13 protein-coding genes are annotated in these 11,623 nt (G+C 63.8%); 10 read left to right on the top strand and 3 right to left on the bottom strand.

All coding sequences use genetic code 11. The features are described from left to right. The 4 genes from JX325_RS08035 to JX325_RS08020 all read left to right on the top strand — a co-directional run. Nucleotides 1-1,808: thiamine pyrophosphate-dependent enzyme (locus JX325_RS08035; RefSeq protein WP_204790643.1), on the top strand; the 1,808-nt coding region annotated here is incomplete at its 5' end. After that, a complete protein-coding gene (locus JX325_RS08030; protein ID WP_204790642.1) occupies nucleotides 1,805-2,428 on the top strand; it encodes an indolepyruvate oxidoreductase subunit beta in 624 nt (207 codons plus the stop codon). The genes JX325_RS08035 and JX325_RS08030, both read left to right, overlap by 4 nt. Continuing rightward, nucleotides 2,428-2,685, top strand: coding sequence for a hypothetical protein (locus JX325_RS08025; RefSeq protein ID WP_204790641.1), 258 nt, complete (start codon nucleotides 2,428-2,430; stop codon nucleotides 2,683-2,685). Before JX325_RS08030 ends, JX325_RS08025 begins: the two co-directional genes overlap by 1 nt. 16 nt (nucleotides 2,686-2,701) lie before the next feature. Further along, entirely contained in the window at nucleotides 2,702-3,820 is a 1,119-nt protein-coding gene (locus JX325_RS08020; RefSeq protein ID WP_204790640.1) for a Coenzyme F420 hydrogenase/dehydrogenase, beta subunit C-terminal domain, read from the top strand. A 48-nt stretch (nucleotides 3,821-3,868) separates the two neighbouring features. On the opposite strand, the gene JX325_RS08015 is transcribed toward JX325_RS08020, so the two are convergent. Next, complete coding sequence (locus tag JX325_RS08015) at nucleotides 3,869-4,312, bottom strand: GNAT family N-acetyltransferase (protein ID WP_204790639.1); 444 nt, start codon at nucleotides 4,310-4,312, stop codon at nucleotides 3,869-3,871. 49 nt (nucleotides 4,313-4,361) lie between these two features. On the opposite strand from JX325_RS08015, the gene JX325_RS08010 reads away from it, so the two are divergent. Then, the gene (locus JX325_RS08010; protein ID WP_204790638.1) at nucleotides 4,362-4,544 is read left to right on the top strand and encodes a hypothetical protein; all 183 of its coding nucleotides are present in this window, start codon (nucleotides 4,362-4,364) and stop codon (nucleotides 4,542-4,544) included. A 46-nt stretch (nucleotides 4,545-4,590) separates the two neighbouring features. Here JX325_RS08010 and JX325_RS08005 read toward each other — a convergent pair whose 3' ends face one another. Next, nucleotides 4,591-6,252: a methyl-accepting chemotaxis protein gene (locus JX325_RS08005; protein ID WP_279380517.1), complete on the bottom strand. Its 1,662-nt coding sequence runs from the start codon at nucleotides 6,250-6,252 to the stop codon at nucleotides 4,591-4,593. A 62-nt stretch (nucleotides 6,253-6,314) separates the two neighbouring features. Further along, a complete protein-coding gene (locus tag JX325_RS08000; RefSeq protein WP_204790637.1) occupies nucleotides 6,315-6,578 on the bottom strand; it encodes a hypothetical protein in 264 nt (87 codons plus the stop codon). A gap of 40 nt (nucleotides 6,579-6,618) precedes the next feature. Here JX325_RS08000 and JX325_RS07995 point away from each other — a divergent pair, with 40 nt between their 5' ends. The 5 genes from JX325_RS07995 (at nucleotide 6,619) to JX325_RS07975 (ending at nucleotide 11,562) form a co-directional block, all read left to right on the top strand. Next, entirely contained in the window at nucleotides 6,619-7,821 is a 1,203-nt protein-coding gene (locus tag JX325_RS07995) for an ABC transporter substrate-binding protein (protein WP_204790636.1), read from the top strand. Between the two features lie 170 nt (nucleotides 7,822-7,991). Continuing rightward, entirely contained in the window at nucleotides 7,992-8,867 is an 876-nt protein-coding gene (locus JX325_RS07990; protein ID WP_204790635.1) for a branched-chain amino acid ABC transporter permease, read from the top strand. Nucleotides 8,868-8,880: 13 nt separating this feature from the next. Further along, on the top strand, nucleotides 8,881-10,023 hold the full coding sequence (locus tag JX325_RS07985; protein WP_204790634.1) for a branched-chain amino acid ABC transporter permease: 1,143 nt from the start codon (nucleotides 8,881-8,883) through the stop codon (nucleotides 10,021-10,023). Continuing rightward, a complete protein-coding gene (locus JX325_RS07980; protein WP_204790633.1) occupies nucleotides 10,020-10,862 on the top strand; it encodes an ABC transporter ATP-binding protein in 843 nt (280 codons plus the stop codon). Before JX325_RS07985 ends, JX325_RS07980 begins: the two co-directional genes overlap by 4 nt. Further along, on the top strand, nucleotides 10,855-11,562 hold the full coding sequence (locus JX325_RS07975; RefSeq protein WP_204790632.1) for an ABC transporter ATP-binding protein: 708 nt from the start codon (nucleotides 10,855-10,857) through the stop codon (nucleotides 11,560-11,562). The genes JX325_RS07980 and JX325_RS07975 overlap by 8 nt, the downstream gene beginning before the upstream one ends. Nucleotides 11,563-11,623: the final 61 nt, after the last annotated feature.

Raw genomic sequence — 11,623 nt, 5'->3', positions numbered from 1 at the left:
GGGGGGAGGCCGGAATACACTGCGCCGGCGCCTACCACGGCTCCAGCGCCTCCCAGGTGCTGGGAATGCTGGGCAAAATTGCCCGGGAGCGGGGCTTTTACGCGGAGTGGTCCACCAACGAGGTCTGCGCCTTGCAGGCCTGTACCGGCGCGTCCCTGGCAGGCGGGCGGGCTTTGTGCGTGGTGAAGCAGAACGGCCTTTTGTGCGTGGCGGACGCGCTCCACTGCGCCGCCCAGGCCGGGGTGAAGGGGGGGCTTGTGATCGTCTCCAGCGACGACCCCAGCGCCCACTCCTCCACCAATGAATTTGACTCCCGCTGGCAGGCCATGTCGGCGGGCATCCCCCTGCTGGAGCCCACCACCATGCAGGAGGCCAAGGACATGATCCCCTATGCCTTCGACCTCAGCGAAAAGGTGGGGCAGATCGTGCTGATTCGGGTCACCACCCGGGTCTGCCACGGCCGGGGCAACGTGACCCTGGGCCCCCTGCCGGAGAAGCTCCGGCCCCTGGAGCGGGTGAAGGAGTGGGACCGGATGGTCTGCGTCTCCTACATGCACGGCCCCGCCCTCCAGAAGCTGGAAAAGCTCCGGGGCCTTTTTGAGGACAGCCCCTGCAACCACTACGAGGGCCCGGAGGCCCCGAAAAAGCTCGTCATCGCCGGGGGCACCGGGCGGCTCTACGGCCAGGAGGCCCTCCGCCGCCTGGGCGTGGACCAAGAGACCGGCTTCATGGCCCTGGGGACCCTGTGGCCCCTGCCGGAGAACTACATATTATCCTATCTCCGCACGGCGGAGGAGGTCCTGATTCTGGAAGAAGTAGACCCCTTCCTGGAGCGGGCAGTCCAGGCCCTGGCGGGCCGGGAGGGCCTAAGCATCCGGTTCCTGGGCCGGGACAACGCCCTGCCCGCCGTGGGCGAGCTGGACCCGGACGTGGTTACCGCCGCCATCTGCCGCCTCACCGGCGCGGCCCTGCCCGAAAAGAAGGCCGCGGGCGAGCTGGAGCTCCCCGTCCGGGAGATGAGCTTCTGCGCGGGCTGCCCCCACCGGGCCACCTTCTACCTTTTGAAGCGGGCCATGCGGCAGGAGAAGCACCCCGGCGTGGTGGTGGGCGACATCGGCTGCTACTTCATGGCGGGCCAGTCCGCCGGGCAGTATGCCTGGCAGACCTGCAACTGCATGGGCTCCGGCGTCAGCGTGGCCGAGGGGCTGGGCCAGCTGACCAACTACGGCCTGGACCAGAAGGTGGTCACCATGTGCGGCGACTCCACCTTCTTCCACACCATCCTCCCCGGCCTGGTGAACGCCACCTATCACAACGCCAATATGCTTTTGATTGTCCTGGACAACTCCGCCACGGCCATGACCGGCTTCCAGCCCCACCCGGGCACCGGNCTTACCGCCATGGGGGACCGGGTGAAGCCCATGGACATCCCCAAGATTCTGGACGCTGTGGGCTGCAACGTAGAAGTGGCGGACCCCTTCGAGGTGGTGGAGGCGGAAAAGACCCTCCGCCGGATGCTGGACCAGCCGGGGATGAACGTCCTTATCATGCGCCAGCCCTGCGCCACCCTCATGACCAAGGAGCGGAGCAAGAAGCCCGTCCGGGTCTACGTGGACCAGGACGTGTGCATCGGGGACGGCTGCGGCTGCGACAAGTATTGCTCCCGGGTCTGGGGCTGCCCCGGCAACACCTGGGACTTCAAGAAAAACAAGGCGCTCATCGACCCCGTCACCTGCGTGGGGTGCGGCGTGTGCGCCAAGCTGTGCCCCTCCGGGGCCATCAAAGTGGATAGGGGGGAAGAAGCATGAAGCTGAAATACGATCCCTTGAACATCGTGGTCTGCGGCATCGGCGGGCAGGGCAACGTGCTGGCCGCCGAGACTCTGGGCACCGCCATGTGCGACCGGGGCTGCCGGGTGGCCGTGGGGGAGACCTACGGCGCCAGCCAGCGGGGCGGCTCCGTCATGAGCCATGTCCGGGTTTCCGAAAAATGGGACCCCAGTGTGCTGATCCCCGCCGGAGAGGCCCACATCATCATCGGCTTCGAGCCCCTGGAGACGCTCCGCATCGCCCGGAAGTACGCCGGGGCGGACACCGTTACCGTCTACGATCCCCGGCCCGTCTATCCCCTGGGCGTTCTCCAGGGCGTTCAGACCTACCCGCCCCTGGAGGAGCTCCAGGCGGAAATTGAACAGCTTTCCAGCGTGGCCCTGGCCATTCCGGCGGCGGACATCGCCATGGAGGCCGGGGACTCCCGGGCCGCCAACATCGCGCTGCTGGGGGCCTTCAGCCAGCTCTCCGCCGCCCCGCTGAGCGGGGAGGACCTGGAGAAGATTCTGGCCCAGCGGTTTAAAGGAAAGGTGCTGGAGCTGAACCGGAAAGCCTTNGCCATGGGCCGGGNGGCCGCGAAGAAAGGGGGCGCGGTGTGATGGAGACCATTCGCGTCGTGTTCCGCCACCCCCAGGGCAAGGCTCCCCTGACGCTGGAGCTGCCCCGGGACACCCGCTTTTCCGCCCTGACGCCGCTGCTCTATGAGAACCGCTTTGTGGAACAGCAGAAGCCGGGCTGGCGCTGCCTCTATCAGGAGCACCTGTGCGGCATGAAGCACACACTGGCCGATTATGTGCCGGAGGGCGCGGAGGAGATCGTTTTGGACCTCTTCGGCTTCTCCCAGGTGCTGGTGTAAAGGAGGAGTGGGAAACATGTTAAGTACGATTGCGTTAGACACCCAGGTCCTCCGTCCGGGCCTGTGCACCGGCTGCGGGGCCTGCCAGGGCCTTTGCCCCTACTGGGGCAGCGTGGACGGGCGGACCGTCTGCTTCTTCGACTGCGAGCGGGCCGATGGCCGCTGCCAGCGCTTCTGCCCACGGATGCCCACCGATCTGGACGCCCTGCGGAAGCAGTTTTTCCCCGAGGACACCATCCTCCCGGAGATCGGCCCCTTCCTGGGGCTGTACCTGACCCGGGCCGCCGACGAATCCATCCGCTNCAAGGCCCAGCACGGCGGCAGCATGACCGCCCTGGTGGAGCTGGCCCTGAAGGAGGGCTTCATCGACGCCGCGGCCCTGACCCGCTCCCAGGGGGGCCTGAACCNCGAGGGCGTGCTGGCCGTCACGGCGGAGGAGGTCCGGGCCTGTTCCGGCTCCAGCTTCCAGGTGCCGCCCACCCTGGTGGTGCTGAACAAGGCGCTGAAAGAGGACCGGTTCCACAGCATCGGCGTGGTGGGCACCCCCTGCAAAACCTTGGCGGTCTATAAAATGAAGGCCAATCCCCTTCCGGAAAACGACAACCACTCCGGGAACATCGGCATGGTGTTCGGCCTCTTCTGCGGCTGGGGCCTGGACTGGGACGGTCTGAACGCCCTGGCGGCCAAACACGCCGACCCGGCCAAGGTCTCCCACATGGACATCCCCCCCAGCAAGTACCACTCCCTGGAGCTCCGGGAGGACGGCCAAACCGTCTCCGTTAACCTGGACGAGGTGACGCCCCTGGTCCGCTCCGGCTGCCGTTACTGCGCCGACATGACGGCGGAGTTCGCGGACCTCTCCATCGGCGGCGCCCGGAGCGCCGGCGGCTGGGACGTGGACAAGGGCTGGAACCAGATCATTGTCCGCTCGGAGAAGCGGCGGCAGCTCCTGGACCTGGCCCGGGAGAAGGGCGTGCTGGAGTTCAAGGACGCCATGGAGGGCGGCCTGGAGAAGCTCAAAAAAGCGTCTCTTGGAAAGAAGCGCACGGCGGTCAAGAACCTCCGGGAGCTCACCGGAAAGCCGGACGGCCTGGGGTATCTGAATCCCAGCCGGGAAATGTTCCAGGACCTGTAAACATAAAAACGTGAAAAGAGGCGCGCCCCCGCGGGGGCGCGCCTCTTTTCACAGCTCCATGTCCAGAAGCACCATATCCGTCAGCCGCCGCCCCGCCTCATAGATCGGGTGGTCGTAGTTTTCCACAAAAAAGCCCTCGATCCGGCCGCACTCCCGAAAGCCGCAGGCCTCGTAAAACGGCAGGGTCAGCGGACTGTCCCCGGTGCCCACGAGAAGACGCTTCCCCCGTCCCCGGCACTGCCGGACCACATGCTCCACCATGGCCCGCCCGTAGCCCTGCCTCTGGCTCTCCGGGGCCACGGCGAGGTTTTTGATTTCAAAATCCCCGGCCCCTTCCTCCGCCACCACACAGACGGCCCGGAGCCCGCCGTCGTACAGGGCCCATAGGGTCCCCCGGTCCAGATAGCGGTTTATCATGGCCTCCTGCTCGTCCCCCAGAAGCAGCAGCGGGAGGAAGGCCCGCTTGCTGTCAGAAATTGTGCGAAATTCCATGAAAACCTCCCGGTGAAACCGGGCATTCTAAGCCCGGAGGTGATTTAGGATGTACGGCGCGGAATATTTGAGCCTGGAGGACCTTTTAGACCAGGACCCCTCGGCCTATGAGTTTTTCCAGACCCTGTCCCCGGAGGCCAAGGCGCTTTTGGAGGAGGACGGCAGCGTGACCTCCTTTGCCCGCCTCCAGTCCAAGACGGCCCAGATGCGGCGGGCCGGGCTGATGGAGTGAGAAAAAGCCGCCTGGGTTTTGACCCAGGCGGCTTTGCCCGCGGTTTTCAGCGGCCCCTCTTGAGATGGAATTTCTGCGTCTCGTCCTCCAGCTTGTGGACCTCCTCGAAGAGCTCCGAGCTGACGGCGGCGGACTCCTCGCTGCTGGCGGAGTTCGTCTGGACCACGGCGGAAATTTGGCCGATGCCCTCGGTGACTTGGGCGATGGAGGCGGATTCCGCCTGGATGGCCTCGGCGATGGTGTTGATGGTGGTATTGGACTGCATAACCAGATCCAGGGTCTTTTTCAGAGACTCGGAAACNTGACCCACGATGCGGCTGCCCTGCTCCGTGGCCTGGACGGAGTTGTCAATGAGGTCCTTGGTGGCCTTGGCGGCCTCGTCGGACCGGGTGGCCAGGGAGCGCACCTCGTCGGCTACCACGGCGAAGCCCTTGCCGGCGGAGCCCGCCCGGGCGGCCTCCACGGCGGCGTTCAGGGCCAGGATGTTCGTCTGGAAGGCGATGTCCTCGATGGTGGCGATGATGCGCCCGATTTCCTGGGAGGACTTGGTGATGTCGCTCATGGCGGAGACCATCTGCTCCATCTGCCGGCCGCTGAGGGTCACCTGCTCGCCGGTGAGGCGGGCGCTTTCCAGGGCGGTGGCGGCGGACTGGNCGTTTCGCGACGCGCCCTTGGACAAATCGTCCAGGGTGGCGTAGAGCTCTTCCACGGCGCTGGCCTGCTCCGTGGCGCCCTGGGCCAGGGCCTGCGCGCCGCTGGAGAGCTGGCCGGCGTTGCTGGAAACCCGGCCCTGGGTGTGAATGATGCTGCCCAGGGTGTCGGAGATGGTGGAGGTAAAGCTGTTCAGGGACGACTCAATGGACTGGAAATCGCCGATATAAGGCGTGGAGGTGGCCACATCGAAGTTCCCCTGGGACAGCTGGCCCATGATGCGGTTGATGTCCTCCACATAGCTATGAATGAGGCCCACGGAGTCCTCCAGGGTTTTGGCCAGCTCGCCCAGCTCGTTTTCAGACTGGTAGTCCATTTGCAGGTCCAGGCGGCCCGCCTGGAGGGGACGGGCCCGGTCGGTAATCAGGAGGATGGGCTTTACCACATGCTTGCCCACGTAGGTGACCAGGCTGATGAGGCAGAACAGCGCCAGAACCAGGCAGAGGAAGCACACCAGCTGCATCTGGAGAATCATGGTGTGCATGCGGGCCAAGCCGTCGTTGTTGGCGGTGGTTTCCATTTCCACGATCTTGTCCAGCTTGCCCACCAGGGTGGTGATGTTGGACAGGATGGTTTCCTGGTAGTAGTTCTGGGCCTGGGCGGGGCTGGTTTTCAGCAGCCCCAGCACATGGGTGGCGGACTCGTGAATTTCCTTATGCAGGGGCTCCAGCTCGCTGCGCAGGGACGAAATGGCGGGGTCGGTGATTTCCTCGTTTCCGTAAATCCACTGGCCCAGGGTGCAGGCGGTGGGGTCGGTGCTGCCGGTGAATTCAGCCCCGGCGTAAAGGGCGTTGCTGAGGTTGCTGGCCCATTTATAGTGGGCGGTCTCCGCTCCCTGGGCCCGCTGGAGCAGCTCGGCGGCCTGGGTGTTGGAGTCCTGGACGCTTTGAATGCGCAGAATGTTGGCTGTGGTCACAAAGCTGAACAGCAGGATAGAGGCCACGGCGGCGATGGCACGGGTCCACACGGTTTTCTTAATGCTTTTTTTCATGTTCATAAACTATGTATCCTCCCACTCGGTTTTGAATTGAGCAATGGCTTCATTATATCATACTTCCATCATAATGCAACAGGAACCGAAAAGTTGCTTGCGAAAATTTTCCCCGGAAGCGGCCCGTTCAGCAAAATCACGAAAACGGCTGTCCGCCAGCGGGAGACGCGATTCAGGGGAAAATTTCCCGGTATTTTAAAATGTCCGCCAAAGAGAGACAAAAGGCCGCCGGTTTGAAAGTCCGGCCCGGAAGGGGCGGCGAAATCCGGGGAATCTTTCTGTGAAGAATTTACCTTGCAAAATCCGGGAAAAAGACGTAAAATAATCGGCATACCAGGACGAAGGTCCTATTTGTATAGGAGGATGAAAAGAATGAAAAAGTTTTTCGCGATGCTTCTGGCGCTGTCCATGGCGCTGAGCCTGGCCGCCTGCGGCGGCGGTTCCGGGGATACCCAGCCCTCCGGCGGTTCCGGGGATGCCCAGACCTCCGGCGGGGACAAGGTGGTCAAAATCGGCGTCTTCGAGCCCGCCACCGGCGACTCCGGCGCGGGCGGCAAGCAGGAGATGCTGGGCATGCAGTACGCCAACAAGGAAACCCCCTCGGTGGTAATCGGCGGGGAGACCTATAGCGTCGAGCTGGTCTATGCCGACAACGCCTCCGACGCCGCCAAGGCGCCCACCGCCGCCTCTCAGCTGGTGAGCCAGGACGTGAGCCTGGTGCTGGGCACCTACGGCTCCAGCTGCGCCATTGCCGGCGGCCCCATCTTCGGCGAGGCGGGCCTGGCCGCCATCGGCGTCACCTGCACGAACCCCGGCGTCACCGCGGGCAATGATTATTACTTCCGCATCTGCTTCCTGGACCCCTTCCAGGGCACCGTCCTTGCAAACTTCGCCACGGAGAAGTTCGCCGCCAAGAAGGCGTACCTTCTGGGCGAGCTGGGCAACGACTACGACCAGGGCCTTCTGAACTACTTCGAGCAGGCCTTTGACGGCGAGTGCGTGAAGGCTTCCTTCCCCACCAATACCTCCGACTTCTCCACCTATCTGAACCAGGCCGTGGCCGAGGGCGCGGACGTTATCTTCTGCCCTGTGTCCATCGCCTACTCCACCCAGATTGTGAAGCTGGCCGCCTCCATGGGTCTGGAGACTCCCATCCTGGGCTCCGACACCCTGGACAGCAACATGGTCCTGGAGGCCGCCAAGGGCTCCGGCGTGAAACTCTACGTCTCCACCTTCTATCAGGAGGGCGGCTCTCCCGAGTTTGACGAGGGCATCAAGGCCTGGCTGGCGGAGGATTCCACGGCCATGACCAACAACGGAGGAAACGACACCATCGCGGCGGTGACCGCCATGGGCTATGACGCCTACTACGTGGCCCTGGAGGCCCTGAAGGCCGCCGGTTCTCCCGACAAGGCCGCCGTCAAGGCCGCCCTGCCCAGCCTGAGCTACACCGGCGTCTCCGGCGCGATTGCCTTTGACGACGTGGGCGACGCCATCCGGGATACCGCCTATATCAAAACGGCGGACAACACAGCCGGGGCCTGGACCCTGGAAACCGTCCAGACCGTCAAATAAGAACCGAATACCCGCGCTTAAATCCGTTGGCCTNTNGGGGGAATTTCCCCCGACAGGCATCGGCGTTTCACGGGAGCGCCCCGAAAANGGCTTCCGGCGGCGGCTTCNTTCGGGACGGTCCCGTATCCCCGCGCGTTCCCCACAACAAAACGACAAGGGAGGGTTCCCTCGTGCAATACGCCATTTCCATCCTGCTCTCCGGCGTGTCCCTGGGCGGGCAGTACGCCCTGATCGCCATTGGATACACCATGGTCTACGGCATCCTGCGCCTGATCAACTTCGCCCACGGCGACGTGTTCATGGTGGCGGGCCTGATGATGGTCTACCTCACCGCCAGCCTGCCCCTGGCGGCGTCCATCCCCCTGGTGCTGGTTCTGACGGTGCTGCTGGGCTTCATCATCGAGCGGGCGGCCTACAAGCCCCTGCGGGAGGCGCCCCGAATGAGCGTCATGATTTCCGCCATCGGCGTCAGCTACCTGCTCCAGAACCTGGCTACCTATGTCACCGGCGGCCTGCCCAAGATGTACCCGGAGATTCCGGGCATCTCCAACACCATCACCATCGCCGGCGTGCCCACGAAGGTGGTCACCGTGGTGACCCCCGTCCTGGTGCTGGTGCTGGTGCTGGCCCTGACCCAGCTCATCCACCACACCAAGGTGGGCATGGCCATGCGGGCCGTGGCCAAGGACTTCGAGACCGCCCAGCTCATGGGCATCAAAATCAACGCGGTTATCTCCGTCACCTTCATCATCGGCTCCTTCCTGGCGGCGGTGGGCTCCGTGCTGTACTTCACCAACTATCAGTCCATCGTCCCCCTGTCCGGCGCGCTGCCGGGGCTCCGGGCCTTCGTGGCGGCGGTGTTCGGGGGCATCGGCTCCATTCCCGGGGCTGTGGTGGGGGCCTTCATCATCGGCATCTCCGAGAGCGTCATCAAGGGCTCCAGCTGGAGCATCTTTTCCGACGCCTTCACCTTCGCCCTGCTGATCATCATCCTGGTGGTGAAGCCCACGGGCCTCTTCGGTGAGAAGGTCACCGACAAAGTGTAAGGGGGCGGACGGTATGAAGAAAACAGTCAACAAGAGCGCCTGGGCCGGCCTCCTCTGCGCGGCGGCCCTGCTGGCGCTGGTGGTTATCCTGGAAAACGTGCTGGACCCGAACAAAAACATCATGGTCTTCGCCGCCCTGAAAAAAGGCGCGGTCTATGCCCTGGTGGCCGTGTCCATGAACCTGCTCAACGGCTTTACGGGCCTCTTTTCCCTGGGGCAGGCGGGCTTCATGCTGCTGGGCGCGTACACCTACGCGATTTTGACCATCCCCGTTTCCCAGCGGGAGGCGGTCTACTATATCTACAACGGCTCCGCCGTCAACTTCTCCCTGCCGGAGCTTTTCGGCGGCGGGGCGTTCGGCCTGGTGCTGGGCGTGGTGCTGGCGCTGGTCCTGGGGGGCTGCGTGGCCGCCGCCGTGGCGTGGCTCATCGGCCTGCCGGTGCTGCGGCTGAAAAGCGACTATCTGGCCATCGCCACCCTGGGCTTCGGCGAGATCATCCGGGCGGTGTTCCAGTGGGATAAGCTGGGGCCCGTCACCAACGGGGCCAACGCCCTGAAAAACTTCCCCACCTTCTCCAGCTTCAATATTACAAACGGCTCCGGGGAGACGGTGCTGCGCCTTTCCACCTTCACGGCCTTCCTGCTGGCGGGGATCTGCATCGCCGTGATTGTCCTGCTCATTAACTCCACCTACGGCCGGGCCTTCAAGGCCATCCGGGACGACGAGGTGGCGGCGGAGGCCATGGGCATTAACCTCTCCAAGCACAAGCGGCTGGCCTTTGTCATCAGCTCCTTCTTCGCCGGGNTGGGNGGCGGCATGTTCGCCATGTTCGCCAACCAGGCCCAGGCCAAGACCTTCACCACCGCCATGACCTATGAAATCCTGCTGATTGTGGTCATCGGCGGCATCGGGTCCGTGTCGGGCAGCTGCATNGCGGCGTTCCTGTACGTGGCCGCCAGCGAGTGGTGGCTCCGCTTCCTGGACGCGGAGACCTTCATCGGCGGGTTCAAGGTGCCCCTGCTCCGCAACGGCTTCCGCATGGTGGTGTTCTCCGTGGTCATTATGATTGTGGTGCTGTTCTTCCGGAGAGGCATCATGGGAGACAAGGAGCTGCCGGACCTCTTGAAGAAACGCCGGAAGGAGGGGGCAAAATGAAGGAGAACGTATTGAAAGTGGAAAACGTCACCATGCAGTTCGGCGGCGTGGTGGCGGTGGATAACCTCAATCTGGAGGTCGGCAAAGGAGAAATCGTGGCCCTCATCGGCCCCAACGGCGCGGGGAAGACCACGGCCTTCAACGTCATCACCGGGGTCTACCAGCCCACCAACGGAGCCGTCTGGTTCCAGGGGGAGAAAATCGTGGAGAACCACCCCCAGGGGAAGATGAAGCAGCAGTACAAGGGGGAGCACGCCGGGGATTATGCCCAGGTGCTGGCCCCCACCCCGGACAAGGTGACCCGGCTGGGCATGGCCCGGACCTTCCAGAACATCCGGCTGTGGAAAAGCCAGACGGTGTTTGACAACGTGCTCATCGCCAAGCACTGCCGGGCCACCAGCAACGTGTTTTCCGCCGCGTTCCGCCTGAACCGGAAGGAGGAGGCGGCCCAGCGGGAAAACGTGCTGGAGCTTTTGGAGACTGTGGGCCTGGCGGACGTGAAGGACGAACCGGCCACCTCCCTGCCCTACGGCAAGCAGCGGCGGCTGGAGATCGCCCGGGCCCTGGCGGCGGAGCCGAAGCTGCTGCTTTTGGACGAACCGGCGGCGGGCATGAACCCCCAGGAGACCGAGGAGCTGACGGCCTTCATCGGCGAAATCCGGGACCGCTTCCATTTGACGGTGTTCCTCATTGAGCACCACATGAACCTGGTCATGAACATCTCCGACCGGATTTACGTCCTGGACTTCGGCAAGCTGATTGCCCAGGGCGACCCGGCGGCAATCCAGAACGACAAGCGCGTCATTGACGCCTATCTGGGGGTGAGCGAGGATGCTTAAAATTGAAAACCTCCACGTCAGCTACGGCGGCATCCAGGCCCTCCGGGGCATCTCCCTGGAGGTGCCCGACGGCAAAATCGTCACGCTGATCGGCGCCAACGGCGCGGGCAAGTCCACCACCCTGCGGACCATCACGGGCCTTGTCAAGGCGTCCTCCGGCTCCATCCAGTGGAACGGGGAGGAGCTTTTGGGCAGGTCCATCGATAAAATCGTGGGCTCCGGCATCGCCATGAGCCCCGAGGGGCGGCGGGTCTTCGCCGACATGTCGGTGCTGGAAAACCTGCGCATCGGGGCCTACCTCCGAACGGACAAGGCGGAGATTGAAAAGGACGTCCAGTGGGTCTATAGCCTCTTCCCCCGGCTGGAGGAGCGGAGCTGGCAGCTGGCGGGCACCCTCTCCGGCGGCGAGCAGCAGATGCTGGCCGTGGGCCGGGCGCTGATGTCCCGCCCCAAGCTGATGATGCTGGACGAACCCTCTCTGGGCCTGGCGCCCTTGGTGGTGCAGGACATTTTCTCCATCATCAGGGAAATCAACAAGCAGGGCGTGACGGTGCTCCTCATTGAGCAGAACGCCAACATGGCTCTGAAAATCGCAGACCTGGCCTATGTGCTGGAGACGGGGAACATCACCATGTCCGGCACCGGCGCGGAACTCCTGGCCAACGAGAAGGTCCGGGAGGCGTATTTAGGGAAGCACTGATTAAAGCAGGTAAAAGCCAGGCAAACAGATAAAGGTAAAGGAAACGTCCAGTAAAGGGACC

It is taken from the genome of Oscillibacter sp. CU971, assembly GCF_905219725.1.
Lineage (GTDB): Bacteria > Bacillota > Clostridia > Oscillospirales > Oscillospiraceae > Oscillibacter.
The sequence above is the reverse complement of the archived record's forward strand: the minus strand, read 5'-3'. Positions and strand labels throughout refer to the sequence as shown.